Here is a 26,126-nt window from a genome sequence, read left to right on the forward strand (position 1 = left end):
ATGACAGATGAATTTTATATGCGCCGTTGCTTGGTGCTTGCTCAAAAGGCAGAAGGTTACACCTATCCTAATCCGCTGGTAGGCGCTGTTATCGTGCACGACGACCGGATCATTGGCGAAGGATACCATCATAAGGCCGGCGAAGCGCATGCAGAAATAAACGCTATTAATTTCGTAGATAACAAAGCACTTCTTAAAGAAAGTACTATTTATGTTTCTTTGGAACCCTGCGCACATTTCGGGCGAACGCCACCGTGTGCACTTGCTTTAGTTCAGCATCAGTTCAAAAAAGTAGTGATTGGTTGTGTGGATTCCAACACGCTGGTGCATGGCAAGGGCATTGAAATCCTGCGCGACGCCGGTATCGAAGTTAAAATCGGTGTGCTGGAAAAAGAATGCCGCGAACTGAACAGAAGATTTTTTACTTTCCATCAACAAGGCAGGCCTTATATAATCTTAAAATGGGCTGAGTCTGCAGATGGTTTTATTGATAAAAACGGACAGCCGACGCAGATCAGCAATACACTCAGCCGCCAATTCGTACACGATATGCGCAGCCGGGAACATGCTATCCTTGTGGGCAGGGGCACCGCACTGGCAGATAATCCCTCGCTGACGACCCGGGAAATTATCGGCCGGAATCCAATCCGGATCGTACTGGACCGGTATCTGAAAGTGCCCACAACTCATAACTTATATAATGAGGATGCACAGACTTTAGTGTTAAATACCATTCGCGAAGACGATGACAACAATATATCCTTTCAAAAAATAAAGGCAGATGACTCACTGTCGGATATGCTTTCTTTGCTGCACCGGCAAGGAATTCAATCTGTATTGGTTGAGGGCGGCCGCGCAACATTGGAGCGTTTCATTGAGGAAGATTTATGGGATGAAGCCTATGTTATTTCAAATCCGAATCTCCGTTTAGCTTCAGGTACCCAAGCGCCGTTGTTTGCAAAGAATGCACGTAACACATTTAATCTACGCGATAATACGGTGGCTTTTTATAAAAACAACCAGTAATGGCTTTTGAATTTCAAACCATAAAACAACCTGTGGCGGACATCATCATCCGGGAGAAAGGGAGCAAATTCATTGGCTTTGCTTTTCCGGTCGCCGATGAAGATGAGGTACGCACAGCTTTAGAAAAAATCCGCGAACTGCACCCCAAAGCAACGCATCACTGTTATGCCTACAGGATTGGTGTGGAAGGTCAGCTCTATCGCGCGAATGACGACGGCGAACCCTCGGGCAGCGCCGGCCTGCCGATCTATAATCAGCTGCTGGCACATGAAATTACCAATGTTCTTGTCATCAGTGTGCGGTATTACGGCGGAACCAAACTCGGTGTGTCGGGACTGGTACGAACCTATAAAGAGTCTGCGAAAGAAACCATCGAAGCGGCAGAAATTGTTACGCGTGAACTAGAATCGGTACTGACGGTCCATTTCAATTTCGAAAAACAGAATGTGATTTTTACTTTATTAAATAAATGTGATGCACAGGTGCTGGACTTCACCTCTGATCAGAAATGCAGTATTAAAGCGCGTATTCGCCTGGCGGAAAAAGAAAACATCTCAGCGCAATTGGCTGAGATGCATGATATTGATTTTGAAATAAATTGATTTAATCCCGTCGGCCCATCAGCAGAGATGCCCAGTAAAGCAACTGCGCCAGGGAACCGATCGCGGCCACAACGTACGTACGCGCTGCCCACTTCAGTGAATCCTGTACGCCCACATATTCTTCTGCCGTCACCGTGCCGGTACTTTTCAGCCATTTCATGGCGCGGTTACTCGCGTCATACTCCACCGGCAGCGTTACAAAAGCAAACAAAGTTGTAGCGGCAAACATCGCAACACCGATGGCGAGCACTGTCGTATTTCCCTGAGGATTGTCGATGGTTTGTGTTCCCACCATAATCATAATTCCTGCAATTAATACAAACTGCATCAAACGAGAACTGATGTTAACTACCGGTACCAGTTTGGAACGGAGCGTCAGCATGGAATAACCTACCGCGTGCTGAACTGCATGGCCGCATTCGTGCGCAGCTACGGCGGCAGCGGCGGCATTTCGCTGCATATATACACCTTCCGAAAGATTTACGGTCTTGTCGGCAGGATTGTAATGATCTGTCAGTTGCCCCGGCACCGAAATTACCTGCACATCGTGGATGCCGTTATCTCTCAGCATTTTTTCCGCTACTTCTTTTCCGGACATGCCGTTTCGCAAATGTACCTGCGAATAATACTCAAACTTGGACTTCAGCCTGGAAGACACCCACCAGCTTGCCAGCATCATGAGTATAAGAATCAAATAATACCCTGTCATTTTTACTTAAATTTTATAAAATACATAAACTCCAACAAGATCGTAAAAAGTATGCCAAAGTTTTGCCTGTGCAGGGAAACCAGTATCTTTGTTCACCCAAATATCTCAGGGATGCCAGTAGAAATTATTGAAGTTAAAAATTCTGCACAGGTGCGGCAGTTCATTTCCTTTCCAAACCACCTGTATCGCCATAATCCAAATTATGTTCCACCGCTGACGCAGGATGAAATCAACATCTGGGATCGCAAAGAAAATGCCGCGCTTGCCTTTTCTGAATTCAAAAGATATATCGCGCTGAAAGACGGAAAGATAGCCGGACGAATTGCTGTGATGATCAACCACAAAGAGGTGGAGGAAATGGGTTTGCGAAAGGTTCGTTTTGGCTGGCTGGACTTTATTGATGACAGAGAGGTTTCCCGCGCTTTACTGCAAAAAGCGGTGGATTATGCCCAGCAACACCAGATGGAAATGATCGAGGGCCCGATGGGTTTTACCAATCTGGACAAAGCTGGCATGCTGACCATGGGATATGACAGATTGGCAACGATGATCGGTTTATACAACGCGCCGTACTATCCGCAGCATTTGGAAGCTTTAGGACTGCACAAGGAAAAAGAATGGGTGGAATATGAACTGGAATTCCCCGAAATCTTACCCGAAAAGGTGAAAAAATTCAGTGCGCTCATCGCAGAAAAATATGGTTTACAGGTTCTTCATTTTAAAAACAAAAAGGAAATTCTGCCCTATGTTTTTCCGATGTTTAAATTACTGGATGAAACCTACCGTTCGCTGTCCACCTACACCCCCATCACGGATGAGCAGATTCAGACGTATAAGGATAAGTATTTTAAACTTCTTCATAAAGATTACATTGTCTGCATTGCCAACAGCCAGGGGGAACTGGTTTCCTTTGCGATCACCATGCCCAGTTATTCTGAAGCATTGCAGAAGGCCAAAGGCTCGCTCTTTCCGTTCGGCTGGTATCACTTCCTGCAGGCCGGCAAGAAAAACACGCGTGCTAATTTCTACCTGATCGGTATTCATCCGGATTATCAGCGCCGGGGCGTGACGTCGCTTATCTTCCAGGAAATCTGGCGCAATTTTAGCAAAAAAGGAATTAAATATCTGGAAACCAATCCGGAACTGGAAGAAAACAAAAGTGTTCAGGTCCTCTGGCAGGATTATCATCCCGTTAATCACAAGCGCCGCCGCACCTATTCACTCACTGTTACCGAACAAACGAATCTGTTACTATGAAAAAGCAATTATACATATATGCCGCACTGGTCCTGGTCTTTATCGTTTATAATCAGTTCTTTGCTGTCGAAGACGAGCGGATCCATTCGCTGATCAATATCGTGTACGCCAGTGTTTTATTTTTATATATTGCCTATCTGGCCTATGAAGTTTTAAAGCGCCTGAAAAATACGCGCAGTAAGTAAAGACCGAGTTTTACGGCGATAATTTTTTATATATTACTTAATTCCGTAAATTTGCCAGGATAAGAAAAAATGAAGCTACAATGAATGTTCCTGCCGATTACATCCCGATTTTTATTCAGGTTGCCGTAGGTGCCGGTTTTGTGCTGCTCTCCATTCTGGGCACGCACTTTCTCGGCCCGAGACAAAAATCTGACGCTGTCCGAAAGAATGAAAGTTTCGAATGCGGGGTGGATGTGGAAGGAAACGCACGTACTCCGTTCTCTGTAAAATATTTCCTTACGGCTGTTCTCTTCGTATTGTTCGACATTGAGATCGTTTTTTTCTATCCGTATGCGGTGAATATCCGTGAATTTGGTGTGGAAGGCTTTTTGGCTGTTCTTACCTTTATTTCCGTTTTCTTCATTGCATTCTTTTATGTCTGGAAGCGCGGTGCGCTGGACTGGGACAAATAATTCCCGGCAGACTATTTATTAACTTTAAAGAAAAAATCATGTCTGATAATAAACCTGTAATAAGGATGGATGCTCCGGCGCCGGAAGGCTACGAGGGCGAAGGCTTTTTTGCAACAAAACTCAGCAGCGTGATCGGCCTTGCCCGTGCGCACTCTCTGTGGCCTTTACCGTTTGCCACTTCCTGCTGTGGTATTGAGTTCATGGCCGTGCTAAACCCTACCTATGATGCGTCGCGCTTTGGGATGGAACGAAACTCGTTTTCACCGCGCCAGGCAGATATGCTGATGGTGTGCGGTACCATTGCCAAAAAACTCGGGCCTGTACTCAAGCAGGTCTATACCCAGATGGCAGAACCCAAATGGGTAGTTGCCGTAGGTGCATGTGCCTGCAGCGGTGGTATTTTCGACAGCTATTCGGTACTCCAGGGAATTGATAAGATTATTCCTGTGGATGTATATGTGCCGGGTTGTCCGCCAAGACCGGAACAAATCATTGAAGGGGTGATGCAGGTACAGGCGCTGTGCGAAAATGAAAGTATCCGCCGCCGTGATATGCCGGAATATCAGCATTTGCTGCAATCCTACGATATTAAATAAAGGAATATGACGAACGAGTTTGTGCTGGAGGCCATTACGCGCGAATTTCCGGAGTCGGTTGTTGCGGCGACTGAATCATACGGAATGCTGACGGTAGAAATTAAAAAACAGGATATCAAAAAGGTAATTCATTATCTGCGCGATTCCTCACTGCAGATTAATTTCCTCACCGACCTGTGCGGAATTCATTATCCCGAAAATCCTGAAGCTGAACTGGGCGTTGTGTATCATCTTCATAATATGATGACCAACTTCCGTTTGCGCCTGAAAACTTTTATGCCACGGGAAAACGCTGAAGTCGATTCAATGACCGAACTGTATGCCGGTGCCAACTGGATGGAGCGTGAAACCTTTGAGTTTTACGGAATCCGCTTTAAAGGCCATCCTGACCTGCGCGTGATTTTAAATGTGGAAGACATCGGGTATCATCCTATGCTGAAGGAGTACCGCCTGGAAGATGGAACCCGCACCGATAAGGACGATACCATGTTTGGCCGCTAATCCGCTGGCAACAACAGCGGTTAAAAGTAACTTAACATTATGAAAGACAACGCACTCTCCAATATATTAAATCAACACGATTCCAAAGAGAATATTGACGGGCAGCTCTATACGCTGAACCTGGGCCCAACCCACCCGGCAACACACGGAATCTTCCAGAATGTGCTGACGATGGACGGCGAACGCATCCTGCACTCGGAACAAACGATTGGTTATATACACCGTGCTTTTGAAAAAATTTCTGAAAGACGGAATTTTACGCAGATCACCACGCTGACTGACCGTATGAATTACTGCAGCGCACCCATCAACAACCTGGGCTGGCACATGACTGTGGAAAAACTCATTGGTTGCGAAGTTCCCAAACGCGTAGATTACATGCGCGTCATTATGATGGAACTGGCTCGCATTGCCGATCACATGGTTTGCAACGGGGTAACTGCCATGGATGCCGGTGCTATTACCGGACTCACCTATCTTTTCCAGGAGCGTGAGAAGATTTATGAAATGTACGAGCAAATCTGCGGGGCGAGGATGACGACCAATATGGGACGTATCGGTGGCTTCGAAAGAGATTTTTCTCCGAAGTTTCATGAATTCCTGCAGACCTGGCTGAAGAAGTTCCCAAAAATCTGGGGCGAGTTCTGCGCACTGAACGAGCGTAACCGTATTTTCATGGATCGTACAATTGATGCAGGGCCGATCTCTGCAGAACGTGCTTTGAGTTATGGATTCACGGGACCAAACCTGCGCGCAGCGGGTGTGGATTATGATGTTCGTGTTGCAAATCCATATTCATCTTACCAGGATTTTGATTTCATAATTCCGGTCGGAACTTCCGGTGATACGTATGACCGGTTCATGGTACGCCAGCAGGAAGTTTGGGAAAGCCTGAAAATCATTAATGAAGCCTATAAAAACCTGCCCGACGGGCCATTCCATGCGGATGTTCCGGAGTTTTATCTGCCGGAAAAGGCAGATGTGTACAATAACATGGAGGCGCTTATTTATCACTTTAAAATTGTGATGGGTGAAACCGATGTTCCGAAGGGTGAAGTATATCACTCCGTGGAAGGCGGTAACGGTGAACTTGGGTTCTATCTGGTAAGCGACGGCGGACGAACTCCGTACCGGCTGCACTTCCGCAGACCTTGCTTCATTTATTACCAGGCGTATCCGGAAATGATTCGTGGCTCCATGATCTCAGACGCGATTGTTACCATGTGCAGCATGAATGTTATCGCAGGAGAACTGGATGCCTGATATATTTTATAAATAGTTAAAACAGAAACCTGCAAATCAGGTTGAAAGAAATAAAATGACCGAAACAATTGCGTTTTCTCCGGAATCAATGGCACAGGTGGAAAAAATTATCCGCCGCTATCCGGCAGAACATAAAAAGTCTGCACTGATTCCCGTTTTGCATATTGCACAAAAAGAGTTTGGTGGCTGGCTGCAGGTTCCCGTAATGGATTACGTGGCAAGCGTGCTGGAAATTCAGCCTATCGAAGTGTACGAAGTGGCTACTTTCTACACGATGTTCAACATGAAGCCGGTAGGTAAATATGTATTGGAAGTTTGTCGCACCGGGCCATGCATGGTAAATGGCAGCGATGGTATCCTCGAACACTTGTGTACGACGCTGGGCATCAACATCGGCGAAACAACGGCCGACGGAATGTTCACCATTAAGGCGGTTGAGTGCCTCGGCGCGTGTGGCTATGCACCCATGCTGCAACTGGGCAAATTCTATCATGAGTTTTTAACGAATGAAAAAGTGGATGATATCCTGAGGCTGTGCCGGGAAGGAAGCATCGCGATTGATTAATTTTAAAGAAAGTCATGAAGAAGCTTTTATTAAAAGACGCACACGTTGAAGGCATCAGAACCTACGACGTTTACCGAAAGCAAGGCGGATATACTGCTGCTGAAAAAGCGTTTAAAATGCAACCGGATGAAATTACCGAAGAAGTAAAAACTTCCGGACTGCGCGGACGCGGCGGCGCGGGTTTCCCGACCGGCCTGAAATGGAGCTTTCTGGCCAAGCCGGAAGGTGTGCCGAGATACCTGGTAGTAAACGCTGATGAATCTGAGCCGGGAACATTTAAAGACCGGTATCTGATGGAGTTTATTCCGCATATCCTGATCGAAGGGATGCTGATCTCTTCTTATGCTCTGGGTGCAAACACCGCCTATATTTATATCCGCGGAGAATATTCCTGGATTCCCGACATTCTGGAACAGGCCATTGATGAAGCAAAAGCGGCCGGCTTTTTAGGAAAGAATATTCTGGGCACAGGTTACGATCTGGAAATTTACGTGCACCGCGGTGCCGGCGCCTACATTTGTGGTGAGGAAACCGCGCTGTTGGAATCACTCGAAGGAAAGCGTGGGAATCCACGTTTAAAACCACCTTTCCCAGCGGTTAAAGGTCTTTGGGCCTGCCCTACTGTGGTAAATAATGTGGAAACCATTGCAGCCGTAGTTCCCATCCTGGATATGGGTGGCAGTGAATACGCCAAAATTGGTGTTGGTAAATCTACCGGAACAAAACTGATCTCCGCATGTGGAAATATTAACAAGCCGGGAGTTTACGAGATTGATATGACCATCACCGTGGAAGAATTTATCTACAGTGATGAATATTGCGGCGGTATTCCGAATGGTAAAAAGCTAAAAGCCTGTATTCCGGGTGGAAGCTCCGTTCCGATTGTACCTGCGAATCTTTTATTGCAAACGATCAGCGGCGCACCGCGATATATGAATTATGAATCCCTGGCAGACGGTGGTTTTGCCACCGGCACCATGATGGGATCCGGTGGATTCATTGTGCTGGATGAAGATCAGAGTGTCGTACAACACACCCTGACCCTCGCTCGTTTCTATGCCCATGAAAGTTGCGGCCAGTGTACACCGTGCCGTGAGGGAACGCCATGGATGTTTAAGATTTTACAGAAAATTTATTCCGGAAACGGAACGATGGCAGACATTGATCTGTTGTGGGATATTCAGAGAAAAATAGAGGGTAATACCATTTGTCCGCTCGGAGATGCGGCAGCCTGGCCGGTAGCGGCCGCGATCCGCCATTTCCGGGATGAGTTTGAGTGGTATATAGATAATCCTGAGTCACAGACGAGGAATTACGGTATCGGAAATTATGCCGATCCGCTTCCGGTGGTGGCGAAGGCAGAGTAAGATGCAATAACGCTTCAGAATGCTGCACTGACTGTTTTTCAGATAAGACCTGGTCTGGAGCAGCAAATCAATGGACGGTAACGCAGTTGCTTTGAAGAGAAAAATTGACAGAGTCAAAGCAAATTCTTATTTAGAAAATAAACAAAGGAAGAATACAAGCCGCTGCTTGCTCACCAAATGAAGTTGAAAAGCAGTCAATGAGTAGCGCAGGCGTTTTTTTCCTAAAATCAATAAAAAGTTATTCGAACGTCGAAGAATTCATTGCAATCCGTAGCCAGTTACAGCTGGATAGGCAGGCAAATAATATTGTGATGTCTGAAGCAATTTTAAAAGACGGATGAGCGCAGAAAAGAACACATCAATATCATTGATATGGCAGTGCCTGGCTAGCAGCCTGAGAAAGCATTACAACATTTGATATTGAGTAGCATGATTCTTAAATTGGATATCTTTTTATAAATAATTAATATAAGCATCAGCGTAAAGCTAAAAGCTAAAGATATGAGCGAAGAGCTAAAAAAAATAAAAGTGATCATAGACGGACAGGAAACAGAAGTGCTTCCCGGCACCACCATTCTGGAAGCTGCCCGTCAGATCGGTGGGAAATCGGTTCCGCCGGCGATGTGTTATTACAAACCACTTGAAAACAGTGGCGGACGTTGCCGTACCTGCCTTGTAGAAGTTTCCAAAGGATCTGATGCCGACCCGCGTCCGATGCCAAAACTGGTCGCAAGCTGCCGTACTGCCGTGATGGAAGGAATGGAAATTAAAAACCTGACCTCCGAGAAAACCCAGGAAGCACGCCATGCTGTAACGGAGTTTCTTTTGGTTAACCACCCGCTGGATTGTCCTGTTTGTGACCAGGCTGGTGAGTGCCACCTTCAGGACCTGGCGTATGAACACGGTTTGGAGCGAACACGTACGGAATTTGAAAGACGCACTTTCGAGCCGGAGGATATCGGTCCGTACATCAAACTAAATATGAACCGCTGCATTCTTTGTGCACGTTGTGTTTTAGTAGCGAATCAACTGACTGAAAAGCGCGAGCACGGTATCCTGTTCCGAGGCGACCATGCGGAAATTTCCACGTATCTTAACAAAGCGTTGGATAATGATTTTATTGGGAATGTGATCGACGTTTGTCCGGTAGGGGCGCTTACAGATCGTACTTCCCGCTTTGCCAGCCGCGTGTGGTTTACAAAACCGGTAAACGCTACCTGCAGCTGCGATAAGTGCTCCGGAAGAGCGGTGCTCTGGATGAAGGGCGACGAAATTATCCGCGTAACCACGCGTCAGGATCAGTACGGTGAAGCCGAAGAATGGATTTGCAACGAGTGCCGATTTGAGCGTAAGGATTTAAAATACTGGAATATAGAAGGACCCCGACATATTGACCGTCATTCCGTTATTTCCCTCAACCATTACGAAAAACCGAAAAACACGATCAATTTGCTTGATAATGCTGAAGCAAAGCAGATCAGTGAAAAAGACATAAAATAATTATGGAGTTATTAACTTTTAAGCTTATTCTCGTAGCTGCCCTGTTTGCCCTCTCACTGGGCATCGCAGCCTACTCCACCTGGGGCGAGCGTAAAGTAGCAGCCATCCTGCAGGACCGTATTGGTCCGAACCGTGCGGGGCCGTTTGGTATTTTACAGCCGCTGGCAGACGGTGGTAAACTTTTCTTTAAGGAAGGTTTTGTGCCGCAAAATGCCGATAAATTCCTGTTCTACATTGGGCCGGCTATTACCATGTTTATCTCACTGATTACCGGAGCCGTAATACCGTGGGGCAAGTCGCTGAATATCGGCGGAACTTCTTTTGAAGTGCAGGTAGCGAATATCGATGTAGGCGTACTTTATCTGATCGGGATGGTTTCCATCGGTGTGTACGGGATGATGATCGGAGGCTGGGCTTCCAATAACAAATATTCCCTGATTGGTGCTATTCGTGCTTCGTCTCAGATGATTTCCTACGAACTCGCCATGGGTCTTTCCTTGCTGTCTATTATTTTAATGGCAGGCAGCCTGGATTTATATCATATTACGTCCACACAAGGAACGGGCAAAATCTGGGGCTTTATTCCCGCAGATGGAATGAACTGGAATATTTTCTATCAGCCGCTGGCCTTTATTATTTTCTTTGTGGCGGCCATGGCAGAAACCAACCGGCACCCATTTGACCTGCCGGAATGTGAGTCGGAGCTTGTGAACGGGTATATGACAGAATATTCATCGATGAACTTCGGACAGTATATGTTCGGTGAATATGTAAACATGTTTATCTCCAACGCTTTAATCGTTACCTTGTTCTTTGGTGGTTTTAACTATCCGGGAATTAACTGGGTGAGCGAAAACTGGGGAGAAAACACCGCCGGAATTTTAAGTATTGTGGCCATGCTGGCGAAAGTAGTTATCGGGATTTTAATTTTTATGTGGATTCGCTGGACTATTCCACGCTTCCGCTACGACCAGCTGATGCACCTGGGGTGGAAAACCCTGATTCCGCTGGCTTTGGTAAACCTGATTATTACCGCAGGCGTCATTGTATTTTTCGCCTGATAAAAAAATGAGAAGTTGAATGTGCCGCTTCACTGCGCACTAGGAACCTATTAATATGAAACTGACGAACCGATCCAAAGTTGTTTCTGATAAAGAAATGACGTTTATGGAAAAACTATATCTCCCGGAGATCTTCAAGGGAATGGCGATTACGTTGCGCCACGCGTTGCAGGGTCCGAAAGGAAAAGTATATGCTTACCCGGAACAGCAGCGTCCGCGCGCCAAAGTATGGCGGGGACTGCACGTGCTGAAGCGCGACGAGGAGGGGCGCGAACGCTGTACCGCGTGCGGTCTTTGTGCTGTAGCCTGCCCGGCAGAAGCCATTACCATGACCGCAGCAGAACGCACACGTGATGAAAAACATTTGTACCGCGAAGAAAAATATGCAGCCGTATATGAAATCAATATGCTCCGCTGTATCTTCTGCGGCTTGTGCGAAGAAGCCTGCCCCAAATCAGCCATTTACCTGACAGACCGTCTGGTAGATGTGGAAACCAACCGCGGCAGCTTCGTGTACGGTAAAGACAAACTGGTGGAAGACATCAACCGCAGAATTGATATTACCGAGAGACAAAGTGAACTGCAAAAAAAATCAGTGAAATAATATGGAGCAGATTATTTTCTTTGCCGTGGCTGCGCTGGCCATTTTAAGTGCTGCTTATTTTGTATTCGCAAGAAATGCTCTGTATGCAATTCTGTCACTCATTATTACTTTCTTTTCCATTGCGGGATTGTACATTCTTTTAAATGCGCAGTTCCTGGGAATCGTTCAGATCATCGTTTACGCGGGCGCCATCATGGTTTTGTTCCTTTATATCCTGATGATGCTGAACCTGAATAAAGAGGATGAAAGCCGCAAGCATAACCTGCCGAAATTCATCGGGATCTTCAGTGGCGGTTTACTGCTCGTTGGCATCCTGGGTGCCTTCCGCGGGCTGAACCAACATCAGGTAGCGCAGAATGTTGATACTTCTGCCGGTCTGACGAAGAACCTCGGAAAACTGTTGTTTAATGAATATGTACTGCCTTTCGAACTTGCTTCCATTTTGATTTTAGCCGGAATTGTAGGCGCGGTATTAATTGGTAAAAAAGATTTATAAATACAGCATGGAAAACGTAAACTCATTTATACAGTCGGTTCCGCTGGATTATTTCATCATCCTGAGTACGATTCTTTTCTGTCTGGGCGTCGTCGGCGTACTGGTGCGTAAGAATGCGATTGTAATCCTGGGATGTGTGGAGCTGATGCTTAATTCGGTGAATCTGATGCTGGCTGCTTTTTCAAGTTATAAAGGTGACGGAAACGGCCAGATCCTGGTCTTCTTTATCATGGTGGTCGCTGCGGCTGAAGTAGCGGTGGGCCTGGCCATTATCGCCATGCTGTTCCGCAATACCAAATCGGTAGACATCAGTATTTTTAATAAACTAAGAGGGTGATTATTTACATGGAAAATATTATTTATACAATTGTCCTGCTGCCACTGATCGGGTTTCTGATCAACGGGCTCTTCGGTAAGAATTTACCGAAAGTTCTGGTGGGCGGACTGGCGACTGCGGTCGTTTTCGGAGCATTCTGCCTGGCGCTGAGCATTTTCTTTTCTTATGATGCGGGTTCGCCTCCTACGGTGATCCGCGCCTTCGAATGGTTCCGTTTTAACGGAGTGCAGGTGAATTTCGGTTTTCAGGTCGATCAGCTGTCACTGATGATGGTGTTGATCATTACCGGAATCGGTTCTTTAATTCATCTTTACTCCATGGGGTATATGGCAACGGATAAAGGATATTATAAGTTCTTCACCTACCTGAACCTCTTTATTTTCTCTATGTTATTGCTGGTTCTGGGAAGCAACTACCTCATCCTCTTCATCGGCTGGGAAGGTGTTGGTTTATGCTCCTACCTGCTCATCGGTTTCTGGTATGAAAACAAAGAGTACGGCGCGGCGGCCCGTAAGGCTTTCATCATGAACCGTATCGGTGACCTGGGAATGATTATCGGAATTATGGCAATCGCGTATCAGACCAATGCGATTGATTTCCTTTCGGTTGCCCAAAACTCTGCGAAATTTGAACTGGATTCACCGGTGGTAATCTTCATCACGGCCAGTTTATTTATCGGGGCTATGGGTAAATCCGCGCAGGTTCCTTTATTCACTTGGTTACCGGATGCGATGGCAGGGCCTACACCGGTGTCTGCACTTATCCACGCGGCGACCATGGTGACGGCGGGGATTTATTTGGTGGTTCGTTCCAACTTCCTGTTCTCTCTGGCTCCTACTACCATGGATGGCATTATGCTTATCGGACTAATTACTGCGCTGATTGCCGCCTTCATCGGTTTAAGACAAAATGATATCAAAAAAGTACTCGCCTACTCCACTGTTTCACAGCTTGGGTTTATGTTTGTGGCCGTGGGAATTGGTGCTTATACTACCGCCATGTTCCACCTGATGACACATGCATTTTTCAAGGCGTTGCTGTTCCTTGGTTCCGGCTCGGTAATCCACGCCATGAGCGGCGAACAGGATATGCGATTTATGGGTGGCCTGAAAAAATATATCCCGATCACGCATATTACTTTCCTGATCGGAACCTTTGCCATCTCCGGTTTCCCTTTCCTCTCCGGAATGATTTCCAAAGATGAAATTCTGGCGAGCGCGTACGGAAAGAATCCGATCGTTTGGGGATTTCTCTTTCTGGCGGCAACTTTAACGGCTATCTATATGTTCCGTGCATACTACCTGACTTTTCATGGCAACTTCCGTGGGACCGATGCTCAAAAGAGCCACTTGCATGAAAGCCCGTTGAGCATGACGATTCCTTTAATCGTGCTGGCTGTTCTTTCTGTAGTAGGAGGTTTTATCCAACTGCCGCATTTCGTCGGACATGGTGAATATGGTAACCTTGGGAAATGGCTGCAGAATATCTATGTATATGATGTGAAACTGGCAGAAGTTCCTTTCAGTACCGAAATGATTTTGCTGGCACTTACCGTTATTATGTTTTTCACGGTATGGTTTGCCGTGTATCATATCTATATTAAAAAAGGCAAAATGGCGCTGCCCGATGCCGAATACACCGGCTGGCAAAGACTTTCCAACCGCAAGCTGTTCTTTGATGAATTGAACAATGTCACTTTTGTAAAAATGATTGAAGGAATGGGCGTTGGTGGAAATATGTTCGACAAGGGCATCCTGAACCGCTTTGTGGATTTCATCGGCTGGGGTGCAGAAGATTCCGGTCATGCCGCCAAAAGACTGCAGAATGGCAGTGTGGAAAATTATGTCCTGATCATGTCGCTGGCAATCGGGCTCATACTAATCGTTAACTTTATATTACAGTAATACATGTCATATCTATTATTAACGTTGCTGCTCTTGCCGCTTGCGGGTGCCTTGCTTCTTTTTGCCTGGAAAAAACCGACGGCTAAGTTTGTCGCGTTCGCGCTGGCGCTGGTGCAGATGTTTGTCGCATTTTATATGCTTTCAGGCCTGGATTTTAAACCTACCGTGGACGGTGTGCTGCAGTATGAGATTAACTATCCGTGGTCTAATTATATTAAAAGTAACCTTCATTTCGGGATTGACGGCATGAGTATGCTGATGGTGCTGCTTACCAATATCCTGGCACCACTGATCATTCTTTCCGCCTTTGATGAAAAACCGGGGTACAGCAATAATTTTTATGCCCTGATTCTGCTGATGCAGTTTGGCCTGATCGGTCTGTTCACTTCGCTGGACGGATTGCTGTTCTATATCTTCTGGGAAATTACTTTGATCCCGATCTGGCTGATTGCCGGTATCTGGGGACAGGAAAACAAAAAGATTCAGTTCACAACGCGTTTCTTTGTGTACACCTTTGTTGGTTCCCTCTTCATGCTTTTGGGGCTGATTTATCTGTACACTCAATCTGCTTCTTTCGCACTGACGGATCTGTACAATGCCAACCTGAATGAAACCGCACAAACAGTCGTTTTCTGGTTCATTTTCTTTGCATTCGCTGTGAAGCTGCCGATCTTCCCTTTCCATTCGTGGCAGAGTGATACCTATACGTATTCTCCGGCGCAGGGCTCCATGCTGCTTTCCGGGATTATGCTGAAGATGGCTGTGTTTGGAATGCTGCGGTATTTGTTGCCGATTACGCCACTGCCGGTTTTGGGAATTTCAGGAAAAATCATTTTAGGGCTTGCCATTATTGGTGTGGTTCACGGAGCGATGATTGCCATCATTCAAAATGATGCGAAAAGACTGATTGCGTATTCCTCCCTGTCGCACGTAGGCTTAATTACCGCCGGGATGATGGCTTCTGCCATTCTTACGGTCAACGGAAACTTCCTAATTGAAGGGGGCGAAGGGTCTTTGATTCAGTCATTTGCACACGGGATCAACGTGGTTGGTTTATTTGTATGCGCAGATGTACTCTACAGAAGATTTAAAACCAGAGACATTCGCAAGATGGGCGGCCTGGCAAAGGTGGCACCGAAGTTTGCGATTCTGTTTTTAATCCTGGTATTGGGTTCCATCGCACTGCCTTTGACCAATGGTTTCATCGGTGAATTTATTTTGATTAAATCTATCTTTGATTATAGTACGGCAGCCGCGGTAATCGCAGGGTTGACCATGATTTTCTCGTCGGCCTATATGTTCCGGTTTTATGCAAAAGCCATGCTTGGTCCTATCGATGATGTGACGGCAGAAACAGCAACCGACGTTTCAGCAACGGAATTTTCAGTACTGGCCAGCCTCGTCGTATTCGTGATTCTGCTGGGGATTTTCCCGCAAATCATCCTGAACATGGTGGACAGCCCGCTGCGATTTATCTTTAATCAGATGTTACCTTAAAATAACCTAACCAATAAAGAAAACGGAGCCCGTTTCACGAAACGGTTTCCTGATTAAAATACATACTTTACATGAGCGTTTTAATTATCATTTTCCTGACCGCCATTGCTGCTCTATATGCGGGCGTGTATCATCAGGGGAAATTCTCCAGATACATCAGCATTCTGGGGCTGCTGATTGCATTTGTGGTCAGTTTCCGGGCAGATGCAGCTTTCTTCGCGCAGTATCAGCACATGTTTCACTTTACGGCCAATGCCGCACTCTTTACGCGGGTTACCATTGTGACGACGATTTTACTGTTCTTCCTCGGCGGTTTTGCTTTTAGTAATCACCGCAGTCATCAGTCGGAACTGTATGCGCTGATGTTATTTTCACTGTGTGGCGGGATCGTACTGTTCGGTTTCCAGAACATGGTAACGCTGTTCCTGGGTATTGAAATACTTTCTATTCCTTTATATGTACTGGCCGGAAGTGCCAAAAACGACCTTCGTTCCAACGAAGCGGCGATCAAGTATTTCCTGATGGGCGCCTTTGCAACCGGTTTCCTTCTTTTTGGTGTCGCATTGGTGTACGGAAGCAGCGGCAGTTTCGATTTATACCAAATCCATGAGTTCGCCGTGAATAACGCCGATAATACCATGCTGATCCTCGGTGCCGTACTGATGCTTGTTGCTTTAGGGTTTAAGGTGTCCCTGGCACCGTTCCACATGTGGAGCCCGGACGTATATCAGGGATCGCCGTCACTGATTACTGCTTTCATGATGTCTGTCGTTAAAATTGCGGCCTTCTTTGCTTTCTATAAATTAATGACATTGGCTTTTGCCGGTATCTTCAGTTCGTGGATTAACATCCTGGGTGTATTGATTATCATTACGCTGCTACTGGCGAACGTCATGGGTCTGGCGCAAAGCAATGTAAAGAGAATGCTTGCCTATTCCTCCGTTTCGCATGTGGGTTATTTATGTTTAATATTTTACGGTATTAACAGCCTTTCCAGTTATAATCTGGCTTTCTATCTTTTCGCCTACTCACTGGCCACTGTGGGTGTGATGATGTGCCTGATCTGGGTGGAAAAAATTAAGCGTGACACTTCCTATGTTGCTTTTAAAGGCCTGGGCCGCACCGAACCAATTCTGGCAGTAGCTGCTTCAGTATCTTTACTATCGATGGCGGGGATTCCGCTTACGGCGGGATTCATGGGTAAGTTTGCCATCTTTACACAGGCTATTGGCGATACCCCGTTTCTTGTACTGATGGCGGTACTTGGTTCTGCTATCTCGATTGCCTACTATTTACGTCTCATTATGGTAATGTTCTTCCCGCGTGAAAGCAGTTTTAAAACCTCTGAAACCGTTTCAATGACCTACAATGTGGTAGCTGTGGTTGTGGTAGTAGCCCTGATCGCCATCGGAATTTTCCCCGATTTGTTTGCGAAGCAATTTGGGATTTAATTTTATCTTTTAAAAATATAAACCGCGCAGTGCCATCGGCACTGCGCGGTTTTTTTTATATCTGATTACCTTTAAAAAAAATTATTTACTTTCCTGTTTCTTAGCTTCCTCCCACAGCGCATCCATTTCCTCGATTGTCAGATCTGCTACTGATGTTTTTTGTGCAACGGCCAGTTGCTCCATTTGCTGAAAGCGTCGGATGAATTTCTGATTGGTTCTTTCCAGAGCTGCGTCAGGATTAATTCCCTGCAGGCGCGCATAGTTAATCAGCGAAAAGAAGACATCTCCCAGTTCCATTTCACGACGGCCCGGCTCTGTCTCTGCCTTAAATTCCTGCAACTCCTCCTCTACTTTTACCCAGGCATCATCAGCGGAACCAAACTCGAAACCCACTCCTTTTACTTTATCCTGAATCCGATACGCTTTATCCATACTCGGCAAGCCTTTCGGGACGCCGGCCAGGATTGATTTGTTGCCTTCCTTTAATTTAAGCTTTTCCCAATTCTGCTTTACTGCCTCTTCATCAGCTGCTTCTGCATTACCATAAATGTGCGGATGCCTGAAGATAAGTTTCTCATTAAGGCTGTTAATCACATCAGCAATATCAAAGCTGTTTTTCTCGGCTCCTATTTTTGCATAAAACACCAGGTGCAGCAGCACATCGCCCAGCTCTTTTTTGATTTCAGTCAGATCTTCCTCAAGCAGAGCATCAGAAAGCTCATAAACTTCCTCCAGGGTCAGATGTCGCAATGACTGCAGCGTTTGTTTGCGGTCCCACGGACACTTTTCGCGCAGGTCATCCATAATATCAAGCAGGCGTCCAAAAGCTTCCAACTGTTCTTTGCGGCTGTTCATAATTTAAATTTTAAATAAATAAAAATCCTGCCCGAAGGTACGGACAGGATGGTATAGTTGAAAAACGGCCACTTGTGCAGCCATCAGTTTTTTTAATACTATTTTTCCGCAGTTTCAGCAGCTTCGGCAGTTTCGTTTTCGGCAGTTGCTTCTTCGGGTTTAACGAAGCTTTCCGGTGTAATGTATCCTGCTTTGTGCAAAATATTGTACCATTGTGCCAGCTTCTTCATATCAGAAATATAAACACGACCGGTGTCATAATTTGGTAGGGCTTTGCTCATCAGGTCACGCAGTTCCGCATCGGAAGATTTGTGAGAAATCGTTTCTTTGTAATCTTCTGCCTTTGCCAGATTTTCGAAAACATCAAACAAAGGAACTTCATTATCCACGGTGAACATCGCAATATTATCCAGCAGGCTCACCTGTGAAGAATTGGCAATGCTTGCTTTCTTTTTGGTAAGGACATCTTCCACGATGAATCCGCTTTTCAGCTGCGAAATCAACTTATAAAGGCCCGGCTTTCCGGAAATGGAAATTATTTTTTCTAACTGCATTTTCTTTATTTTAAATTTTTAAGCTTTCAATTATCTGTTTTTGACGGTTATTTCGGGAACCGCATCTTGTAATTCACCGCAACATCGCCGTGGCTGATCTTCATCAGTTTGCCTTTCACCAGTTTCTTTTTTAAAGAACTGATGCGGTCAGTGAAAAGGATTCCTTCGATATGATCATATTCATGCTGAATAACGCGGGCACGAATATCCGAAAAAGTTTCGGTTCGTTTCTCGAAATTTTCATCATAATATTCGATCAGGATGGTTTCTTTTCTTTTTACATCTTCGCGCACATCGGGGATGGAAAGGCAACCTTCGTTAAACTTCCATTCCTCACCGCTTTCTTCCAGAATTCTGGCGTTGATAAACACCTTGCGGAAATCTTTCAGTTCCTCCGCGATATCTTCGTAATCCTCATCTTCGGCCAGCGGACGCACATCAATCACAAAAAGGCGAATATCCAAGCCGATCTGAGGTGCTGCCAGGCCGATTCCATTCGCGCTTTGCATCGTTTCAAACATATTGCTGATCAGTTCTTCCAGCCCCGGATAATCGGGCGTAATATCTGTACATTTTTTGCGCAGCACGGCATCGCCGAATGCTCTGATGGGTAGTATCATTTCTGTATCTGTTCTAAATAATTTTGCAAAATCAGTGTGGCACTGACTTTATCAATGAGTCCTTTTTCCTGCCTTTTCTTTTTATTCTTGCCACTTTGCGAAATGTAGTACGACGCAATCCGCGATGTAAACCGTTCATCAAAACGTTTGATCTGCAACAGCGGAAACTTTTTTTCGAGCTCCGCTATAAAGGCAAGAATATCCTCTTCCACGGCAGACATATTTCCGCGCAGGTCAACCGGCTGCCCGATGACCACTGTTTCTACTTTATTTAAAGCAAAATATTGCTCCAGAAAAGTAAATATGGCAGACGTAGGAACCGTTTCCAAACCACTGGCAATCATCTGAAGATCATCAGTAGCTGCCAGCCCGCAGCGCGCTTTTCCATAATCAATAGCCAGAATTTGGGACATGCCTGCAAATTTAATAAATTTTTGAGAGAAAGGATGCGGCCACATTTACAGAATCAATCATGCAGGTCCGGAAATATTGCCTATTTTTAAACCACCAAAAAACAGCTGTCATGAAAACATTAATCCTGGTACGCCATGCCAGAGCCGACTGGCCGGAAAACACCGAAGACTTCGACCGCCCGCTTACTGCGCAGGGTGCGGATAATGCAGCACGGATGGCACGCTATCTTTGCGAACAACAGATTACAATTGATCGCTTTTATACCAGCCCGGCACGGCGCACTTCGGATACCTGTGATATTTTTAATAAAGAATTTGGAATTGAAGTAAAATCTGATCAGCGCTTATATCACCCGTCCGAAGAGAATTTCGAATCGGTGATTACAGAAGTTGAAGACCGTCTGGAAACCATCGCTTTATTTTCACACAACAACGGTATTTCCAATTTTGCCAATCACATGTCCGAGGATGTTTTTATGTTTCCTACCTGTGGCGTGGCGGGCTTTAGAATTCACTGCGAAGAATGGTCCCAGTTTCACGGCGCAAAGAAAGAACTCATCTTCTTTTACGAGCCGAAGAAATTGCTGGATGCAGCGAAATAGATCGGCACTAAAATAAAATCCTCAGCCGGCGGCTGAGGATTTTTGTATTCTTATTTAGACTTTTTATCTTCTACTTTTTTGAAGTCAAGGTCATCAAAGTCAAAACTGAAATCAGTAACATCAGAAATGGCTTTCATGGTAGCTCCCGTCGCCTGACCGTTTTCGTCCAACTGGAAATTCACAAAAGCATCAGCATCGTAGCTGCGGTCATCCCAGCGGACAATCATCACATTGGGTGTGTACGGCAACAGATCACCCTTAAGTCTTGGCGAAGTCTTACTTACAAAACGCAGCGCTTTTCCTTCGCGCGAAACAGTAACATCACCAAACCACGGATCGCGGTAAGTTCCGGTAATCTGTCCATCGGCGATCTGCTGCTTTTTGTCTTTGGCGAATTTGGCAGAACGGTCGTAGATGTCTTTCTTCTCTTTTTCGTAACCTGCGTTAATTTTCGCCATTCTTTCACCGTAAGTCGTAAGCCAGTTACGGTCGTTTAATCCCAAATAAGCGTCTTTGATCGTGTTGGTAATAGCTGTGAAAGCAGCACCGCTCTGCTGGTTGGTCAGTACCGTGATTCCCAGTTTCATATCAGGGATCAAGGTGAACTGCGTTACAGTTCCAATAAGTCCACCGGTATGATATACTTGCTTATGTCCTTTCACATCGGTCAGGAACCAGCCCAGCCCATAACCGCCAAAATTGGAATCATAGGGGTTTTTAAGCGCCACAGGAGTCGGCATCTGCAGATTCCAGAGTTGCTGGATCTGGCGGTCCGAAACCAGCTTTTTGCCGTCGCGTGTCGTAAAGCCGTTCATCAGGAATTCTGCCCAGGTATTCATATCCGTGATATTACTCACAATACCACCGGCTGCATTCGCCGTTTCGTTCCAGTCGTGCGGAACTGCAATTGCCTTCCCATCTACGGGGGCGTGTGCGGAAATGATATTGGATACGCTGGCAGCCATCGCACGGTTGTAGCTTCCATAACTGGAATTCATACCGACAGGTTTTAAAATGCGCTGTTCAATAAACTCAGCCCAGGAAAGACCGGAAAGACGCGTAATCACTTCTCCCGCTACAATAAACATGATATTATTATAATCCAGAGAGTTGCGGAATTTATTTTCCGGTTTGAGGTATCGAACATTATGGATGATATCCGCAATCGTTTGTGTGCCGCCTTCCGGGAAAAACATCAGGTCTCCCTGCCCCAGCCCCAGGCCGGTGCGGTGCGTAATGAGATCTTTAACGGTTACCTGCTGCGAAACATACGGATCATACATTTGAAATTCCGGAATGAACTTAGTCACCGGATCGTCAAAGCTTAATTTTCCTTCATCGGCCAGAATTGCCAGCGCAGTGGCCGTGAATCCTTTTGAATTGGAAGCAATACCAACCAAAGTGTTCGCATCCATCGGCTGATTGTTGATCATGCTCCGGATCCCAAACCCTTTGGCATAGACGGTTTTTCCGTCTTTCACAATTCCAACGGAAATACCGGGTACGTCAAAAGTCTTCAGGGTTTCCTGAATCAGCTGATCCAGTCTTTGCTCCGCAATCTGCGCAAAATTTAAAACTACTGCAAATAACAGCAGAAAAGAGATTTTTGATTTCATTAATACAGTTTTTTCAAAGGTAAAGATTTTTTAAAAGAGCATTTCAGCTTTCCCTCGCTAATCTGATTGTATTCAATATAACTTTAATTATGTAAAGCTAACCGAGGCACTAATCTTGCTCGGTAGGAAGAGCAGTTTTACAGAAAAAAATAAAAACAAGTGCGCGAAATGACGATGAACTGCTGCTTTAAAATCGCACGTAAAACATTAACTTTGTGCTAAACCCACCCTACATGGAAAATAAGAAATCTTTTTTTCTCGAGTGCTATGAGCTCGGCATTATTAAATTTGGTCGCTTTACCTTAAAATCCGGCATTGAAAGTCCGTTCTATGTGGATTTGCGCCCGCTGGCGTCAGACCCGAAAATCCTGAAAAAACTGGCCAATTATCTGCTGGATATGCTTCCGCTGGATAATTTTGATTTAATCTGCGGGGTACCTTATGCCGCCTTACCGATGGCAACTGCCATGTCGCTGGAAAGTTATCTGCCGCTCATCATTAAAAGAAAAGAAGCAAAAAAGTACGGCACGGCAAAAATGATCGAAGGGATTTATACGAAGGGACAAAACTGCCTGCTGGTGGAAGATGTGATTACCTCGGGTGCTTCGCTGCTGGAAACAATTCCCGATATTGAAGAAGAAGGAATCACCGTTTCTGATATTGTCGTAGTACTGGATCGCCAGCAAGGTGGGAAAGAACGGCTGGAAAAACGCGGGTACCGGGTACACACTTTATTTACTATTTCCGAAATCTGCGGCTGGCTGAAGGAAGAAGGCCATCTCGCGGATGATGAAATCCTGCGCATCCGTGAATTTCTGAATGGTGATACGGTGCACTTCGAAGAGGAAAAACGCCTCTCTTACGAGCAGAAGCTCGAAATCTGTGATCATTCTGTCGCGCAGAAACTGCTTAATATCGCCATTGAAAAGAAAACGAATCTGATTGTTTCGGCAGATGTAACCACCACACAGCAATTGCTGGAACTGGCTGAAAAAGTGGGACCTCATATCGCCGCGCTTAAAACCCATATTGATGTCATCCTGGATTTTGATCCGGACCAAACAATCTTGCCTCTTAAAGACCTGGCAAGCAAATATAATTTCCTGCTTATGGAGGACCGCAAGTTCGCGGACATTGGCAATACCCAGGAATTACAGTTCTCCTACGGGATGTACAAGATTTCCAACTGGGCAGATTTTGTGACGGCGCAGGTTATTGCCGGCTATGACTCACTGGACTGTTTCCGAAATGTAGGCGTGGTTGCTATTCTGGGCATGTCTTCTTCCGGGACGCTGACCCACAAATTGTATCGTGACGAAGCGACCGGGATCGCCATTTCGCACCCCAATGTTTTCGGTGGTGTGGCCCAAAACCAGGTGCCGCCGGAGTTGCTTCTGTTTACGCCGGGTATCAGCATGCAGGACCAGGGCGACGGAAAGGGGCAGCAATATAATACGCCTGAGCACGCTTTCGGTCAATTGCACACAGACTTTATGATTGTGGGACGCGGTATTTATAAAAGTGATGATCCCGAGAAAGCCGCGCTGGATTACAAGATCGCGGGTTGGAATGCGTATGCCTCCAGTCTATAATTAATTTAAAATAAGAATATGAATATTGATATCTGGAGCGACATTCGTTGCCCGTTTTGTTATATCGGAAAGAAAAACTTTGAAGAGGCACTTAGCAAATTTCCCGACAAAGAGCAGGTGAAAGTAACCTGGCACAGTTTCCAGCTGGATCCGCAGTTGCAAACCCAACCGGAAGCAAATGCACGCGAACACTTTATTAAAACAAAAGGAATCAGCGCTGAAGATGCGCAGGGTATGTTTCAGCATGTGGAACAAGTCGGGAAACAGGCAGGAATTAATTTTGACCTGGCGAACCAGAAGGTAGCAAATTCCTACCGGGCGCATCTGCTGCTGCAATTAGCTTCGTCCAAAAACAAAGCGGATCAGGTCGAAGAATTGCTTTTCAGAGCGCAGCTTACCGACAGCAAAAATATCGATGATGAAAATACTTTAATCGAAATTGGTCAGGAAGCCGGATTCTCAGAAACAGAAATCAAAGCAGCGCTGGAGTCCGAGATATTTGCAGCAGGCGTTTCCCGCGACATGTTGCTTGCCAGTCAAATGGGCATTAATTCAGTGCCTTTCTTTGTAGTTAATGATAAATACGGCGTTTCCGGTGCACAGCCCGCCAATGTTTTTCAGGAAGTGCTGGAGAAATCCTGGAACGAATACAAAGAAGGAGACCACGGCCTGAATATTCTATATGAAGGCAAAAGTTGCGACACCGATGGCAACTGTGATTAATTCGTAGAGATCTGCAAGCGCGGGTCTTTTTTATTTGGAGCAGGAATTGCAGGTTCAGCCGTAACTTTAAATAAAGACAGATTATGAGTCGCGGATTTGTAAAAGAAGATGATCAGGAAGAAGTTCCGCTGGTACCGCCCAGAGCTGACCTGCCGGCAGGCACAGAAAATCTGGTGACACCAGACGGAATGAACCAGTTATTGCAGGAACGCACAATTCTCCTCGAGGAACAGGAAGCGCTGGATAGTTCCCAGGAGAAGGAATACCGCATTGCTTTTAACCATTTAAATGCGCGCCTACAGCTGCTGAACGAACGAATTGCTTCGGCAAAGGTGATGGATTTACAGAAATATCCTCAGGATGAAGTTCATTTCGGTGCGACGGTTACTTTTAAAAATCACGAAACAGGACAGACCCAGACTTTCCAGTTGGTCGGCGTGGACGAAGCCAGCATCGCGCAAAAAAAGATTGCCTTCATCACACCTTTAGCAAAAGCTTTGCTTAACAAAAAAACAGGAGAAACGGCGATACTGGCCTTAGGAAATAAAAATGTGCCGCTGGAAATACTTGATATCCAATATCAGTAAATGCTTTTTTTTCCAAAGATAATTAACAGTAACATCGCTACTGCAAACGCAAGGCCCAACAGCGAAACGCCCGCCCAGCCGCCCAGATGCCAGGCAATGGCGCCCAGACTGGTTCCTGCTGCGCCGCCGATAAAAAAGCCCACCATATAAATCGTGTTTACACGGTTTCTTGCTTCAGAGTTTCGCGAGAAGACGATGTTCTGATTGGTAATATGCACCGCCTGCACACCGAGATCGATAACAATAATTCCGATAATCAGCCCAATCAGAGAATAGGTTGAAAAGAAAAATAAAATCCAGGAAGCGGTAATAAGTCCTGCACCTACAAGCAACAGTTTCCTTTTCGGAACGCGGCTGTTGAGTTTCCCGAAATAGGTTGCGCCCAGCGCACCGGCAATTCCAAAAAGTCCGAGTCCGCCGGCAACTGCACTCCCATACCCGAAAGAATCTTCGAGCATAAAGACAATGGTGGTCCAGAAAATACTTAAACTGCCGAACGCAAGCGCACCGCGAAGCGTAGCCATTTGCAGTGATTGTTCAGTACGCAGGTAAAAAGCCAGCGAGCGCATCAGTTTGCCGTAACTTTCCGTGAAAACAGGTTTAATAACGGGCAACGCTTTATTCAGTAATATAAATAATAACACCATGAGTACCGCTGCGCCGTAAAAAACACTACACCAGCCAAAGTATTCACCGGTAATTCCGCTCAGCACGCGACTCCCCAAAATACCGATGAGCAGCCCACTCATTACAATTCCAATTGATTTTCCGCGCGCTTCGATGGTACTTAAATGCGCCACCATAGGCACAAAGAGTTGCGGCAGCGTGGAGCTGAATCCAATAACGAAGCTGCAGAAAACCAATACTTCCACGTTGGGCGCCGCCGCCGCACCTATCAAAGAAGCGATCAGTACCAGGAAATCCCACCGCACAATTTTCAGATTAGAAATCTTGTCGCCCAGCGGAATAATCAGCAACAGACCGAGTGCATATCCGATTTGGGTGGAAAGTGCCACATGGCTTATTTGCGCTTCTGTTACCTGAAGCATTTCAGACATCTGTTGCAGCAAAGGCTGATTATAGTACAGGTTAGCGACAATAAGGCCTGCGGAAATACTGAGCAAGTATAAGGTGGAACTTGGCAGGCTTTTCTTCATAAAATCATTATAAGCCTGCAAAAATACAGCTTCT

29 protein-coding genes are annotated in these 26,126 nt (G+C 45.8%); 22 read left to right on the plus strand and 7 right to left on the minus strand.

Annotated elements, in window-relative coordinates; translation table 11 throughout:
- Complete coding sequence (gene ribD, locus MVI27_RS01145; RefSeq protein WP_246958839.1) at positions 1-1,026, plus strand: bifunctional diaminohydroxyphosphoribosylaminopyrimidine deaminase/5-amino-6-(5-phosphoribosylamino)uracil reductase RibD; 1,026 nt, start codon at positions 1-3, stop codon at positions 1,024-1,026.
- A complete protein-coding gene (locus MVI27_RS01150; protein ID WP_246958840.1) occupies positions 1,026-1,628 on the plus strand; it encodes an IMPACT family protein in 603 nt (200 codons plus the stop codon). Before ribD ends, MVI27_RS01150 begins: the two co-directional genes overlap by 1 nt.
- 1 nt (position 1,629) lies before the next feature.
- Here the strand turns inward: MVI27_RS01150 and MVI27_RS01155 are convergent, their stop codons facing one another.
- Positions 1,630-2,337 (minus strand): zinc metallopeptidase, encoded by a 708-nt coding sequence (locus MVI27_RS01155; protein ID WP_246958841.1) that lies wholly within the window; start codon positions 2,335-2,337, stop codon positions 1,630-1,632.
- 111 nt (positions 2,338-2,448) lie between these two features.
- Between MVI27_RS01155 and MVI27_RS01160 the strand changes: the two genes are divergently transcribed.
- The 16 genes from MVI27_RS01160 (at position 2,449) to MVI27_RS01235 (ending at position 17,373) form a co-directional block, all read left to right on the plus strand.
- Positions 2,449-3,594, plus strand: coding sequence for a GNAT family N-acetyltransferase (locus MVI27_RS01160; protein ID WP_246958843.1), 1,146 nt, complete (start codon positions 2,449-2,451; stop codon positions 3,592-3,594).
- Complete coding sequence (locus MVI27_RS01165) at positions 3,591-3,779, plus strand: hypothetical protein (RefSeq protein WP_246958845.1); 189 nt, start codon at positions 3,591-3,593, stop codon at positions 3,777-3,779. The genes MVI27_RS01160 and MVI27_RS01165 overlap by 4 nt, the downstream gene beginning before the upstream one ends.
- Positions 3,780-3,859: 80 nt before the next feature.
- On the plus strand, positions 3,860-4,231 hold the full coding sequence (locus MVI27_RS01170; RefSeq protein ID WP_246958847.1) for an NADH-quinone oxidoreductase subunit A: 372 nt from the start codon (positions 3,860-3,862) through the stop codon (positions 4,229-4,231).
- A gap of 38 nt (positions 4,232-4,269) precedes the next feature.
- The gene (locus tag MVI27_RS01175) at positions 4,270-4,827 is read left to right on the plus strand and encodes an NADH-quinone oxidoreductase subunit B (protein ID WP_281432061.1); all 558 of its coding nucleotides are present in this window, start codon (positions 4,270-4,272) and stop codon (positions 4,825-4,827) included.
- Between the two features lie 6 nt (positions 4,828-4,833).
- Positions 4,834-5,328 carry an NADH-quinone oxidoreductase subunit C gene (locus MVI27_RS01180; protein WP_246958849.1) on the plus strand — a complete coding sequence of 165 codons (495 nt, stop codon included), beginning with the start codon at positions 4,834-4,836 and terminating at the stop codon, positions 5,326-5,328.
- A gap of 39 nt (positions 5,329-5,367) precedes the next feature.
- Positions 5,368-6,591, plus strand: a complete 1,224-nt coding sequence (locus MVI27_RS01185) for an NADH-quinone oxidoreductase subunit D (protein ID WP_246958851.1) — start codon at positions 5,368-5,370, stop codon at positions 6,589-6,591.
- A gap of 55 nt (positions 6,592-6,646) precedes the next feature.
- Positions 6,647-7,156 carry an NADH-quinone oxidoreductase subunit NuoE family protein gene (locus MVI27_RS01190; RefSeq protein WP_246958853.1) on the plus strand — a complete coding sequence of 170 codons (510 nt, stop codon included), beginning with the start codon at positions 6,647-6,649 and terminating at the stop codon, positions 7,154-7,156.
- Between the two features lie 14 nt (positions 7,157-7,170).
- Positions 7,171-8,523 (plus strand): NADH-quinone oxidoreductase subunit NuoF, encoded by a 1,353-nt coding sequence (nuoF, locus tag MVI27_RS01195; protein ID WP_246958855.1) that lies wholly within the window; start codon positions 7,171-7,173, stop codon positions 8,521-8,523.
- Between the two features lie 501 nt (positions 8,524-9,024).
- A complete protein-coding gene (locus MVI27_RS01200; protein WP_246958857.1) occupies positions 9,025-10,023 on the plus strand; it encodes an NADH-quinone oxidoreductase subunit G in 999 nt (332 codons plus the stop codon).
- Positions 10,024-10,025: 2 nt separating this feature from the next.
- Positions 10,026-11,084 (plus strand): NADH-quinone oxidoreductase subunit NuoH, encoded by a 1,059-nt coding sequence (gene nuoH / locus MVI27_RS01205; RefSeq protein ID WP_246958859.1) that lies wholly within the window; start codon positions 10,026-10,028, stop codon positions 11,082-11,084.
- Positions 11,085-11,139: 55 nt separating this feature from the next.
- Positions 11,140-11,688: a NuoI/complex I 23 kDa subunit family protein gene (locus MVI27_RS01210; protein WP_246958861.1), complete on the plus strand. Its 549-nt coding sequence runs from the start codon at positions 11,140-11,142 to the stop codon at positions 11,686-11,688.
- A 1-nt stretch (position 11,689) separates the two neighbouring features.
- Entirely contained in the window at positions 11,690-12,184 is a 495-nt protein-coding gene (locus MVI27_RS01215; RefSeq protein ID WP_246958863.1) for an NADH-quinone oxidoreductase subunit J family protein, read from the plus strand.
- 7 nt (positions 12,185-12,191) lie between these two features.
- On the plus strand, positions 12,192-12,521 hold the full coding sequence (gene nuoK / locus MVI27_RS01220; RefSeq protein ID WP_246958864.1) for an NADH-quinone oxidoreductase subunit NuoK: 330 nt from the start codon (positions 12,192-12,194) through the stop codon (positions 12,519-12,521).
- A gap of 8 nt (positions 12,522-12,529) precedes the next feature.
- Complete coding sequence (gene nuoL / locus MVI27_RS01225) at positions 12,530-14,425, plus strand: NADH-quinone oxidoreductase subunit L (RefSeq protein WP_246958865.1); 1,896 nt, start codon at positions 12,530-12,532, stop codon at positions 14,423-14,425.
- A 3-nt stretch (positions 14,426-14,428) separates the two neighbouring features.
- Positions 14,429-15,922: a complex I subunit 4 family protein gene (locus tag MVI27_RS01230; RefSeq protein WP_246958866.1), complete on the plus strand. Its 1,494-nt coding sequence runs from the start codon at positions 14,429-14,431 to the stop codon at positions 15,920-15,922.
- Between the two features lie 71 nt (positions 15,923-15,993).
- Positions 15,994-17,373, plus strand: a complete 1,380-nt coding sequence (locus MVI27_RS01235; RefSeq protein WP_246958867.1) for an NADH-quinone oxidoreductase subunit N — start codon at positions 15,994-15,996, stop codon at positions 17,371-17,373.
- An 81-nt stretch (positions 17,374-17,454) separates the two neighbouring features.
- Here MVI27_RS01235 and mazG read toward each other — a convergent pair whose 3' ends face one another.
- From mazG to ruvX, 4 genes are all read right to left on the minus strand, one after another.
- Positions 17,455-18,228: a nucleoside triphosphate pyrophosphohydrolase gene (mazG, locus tag MVI27_RS01240; protein WP_246958868.1), complete on the minus strand. Its 774-nt coding sequence runs from the start codon at positions 18,226-18,228 to the stop codon at positions 17,455-17,457.
- A 98-nt stretch (positions 18,229-18,326) separates the two neighbouring features.
- Positions 18,327-18,782, minus strand: a complete 456-nt coding sequence (locus MVI27_RS01245; RefSeq protein ID WP_246958869.1) for a DUF5606 family protein — start codon at positions 18,780-18,782, stop codon at positions 18,327-18,329.
- 47 nt (positions 18,783-18,829) lie between these two features.
- Positions 18,830-19,402, minus strand: a complete 573-nt coding sequence (gene def, locus MVI27_RS01250) for a peptide deformylase (RefSeq protein WP_246958870.1) — start codon at positions 19,400-19,402, stop codon at positions 18,830-18,832.
- Positions 19,399-19,815 (minus strand): Holliday junction resolvase RuvX, encoded by a 417-nt coding sequence (gene ruvX, locus MVI27_RS01255; RefSeq protein ID WP_246958871.1) that lies wholly within the window; start codon positions 19,813-19,815, stop codon positions 19,399-19,401. Before ruvX ends, def begins: the two co-directional genes overlap by 4 nt.
- 110 nt (positions 19,816-19,925) lie before the next feature.
- On the opposite strand from ruvX, the gene MVI27_RS01260 reads away from it, so the two are divergent.
- Positions 19,926-20,417, plus strand: a complete 492-nt coding sequence (locus tag MVI27_RS01260; RefSeq protein ID WP_246958872.1) for a SixA phosphatase family protein — start codon at positions 19,926-19,928, stop codon at positions 20,415-20,417.
- A gap of 50 nt (positions 20,418-20,467) precedes the next feature.
- On the opposite strand, the gene MVI27_RS01265 is transcribed toward MVI27_RS01260, so the two are convergent.
- A complete protein-coding gene (locus MVI27_RS01265; protein ID WP_246958873.1) occupies positions 20,468-22,033 on the minus strand; it encodes a serine hydrolase in 1,566 nt (521 codons plus the stop codon).
- Positions 22,034-22,266: 233 nt separating this feature from the next.
- Here MVI27_RS01265 and pyrF point away from each other — a divergent pair, with 233 nt between their 5' ends.
- The 3 genes from pyrF to MVI27_RS01280 all read left to right on the plus strand — a co-directional run bounded on the left by pyrF (position 22,267) and on the right by MVI27_RS01280 (position 24,935).
- Entirely contained in the window at positions 22,267-23,625 is a 1,359-nt protein-coding gene (gene pyrF, locus MVI27_RS01270) for an orotidine-5'-phosphate decarboxylase (protein ID WP_246958874.1), read from the plus strand.
- Positions 23,626-23,643: 18 nt separating this feature from the next.
- Positions 23,644-24,348 (plus strand): DsbA family oxidoreductase, encoded by a 705-nt coding sequence (locus tag MVI27_RS01275; RefSeq protein ID WP_246958875.1) that lies wholly within the window; start codon positions 23,644-23,646, stop codon positions 24,346-24,348.
- Positions 24,349-24,431: 83 nt separating this feature from the next.
- Entirely contained in the window at positions 24,432-24,935 is a 504-nt protein-coding gene (locus MVI27_RS01280) for a GreA/GreB family elongation factor (protein ID WP_246958876.1), read from the plus strand.
- Here the strand turns inward: MVI27_RS01280 and MVI27_RS01285 are convergent.
- Positions 24,929-26,092 carry an MFS transporter gene (locus MVI27_RS01285; RefSeq protein WP_246958877.1) on the minus strand — a complete coding sequence of 388 codons (1,164 nt, stop codon included), beginning with the start codon at positions 26,090-26,092 and terminating at the stop codon, positions 24,929-24,931. The genes MVI27_RS01280 and MVI27_RS01285 overlap by 7 nt on opposite strands.
- Positions 26,093-26,126 lie beyond the last annotated feature (34 nt).

This window comes from Chryseobacterium salipaludis (assembly GCF_022968825.1).
In the GTDB taxonomy this organism is placed as follows: domain Bacteria; phylum Bacteroidota; class Bacteroidia; order Flavobacteriales; family Weeksellaceae; genus Kaistella; species Kaistella salipaludis.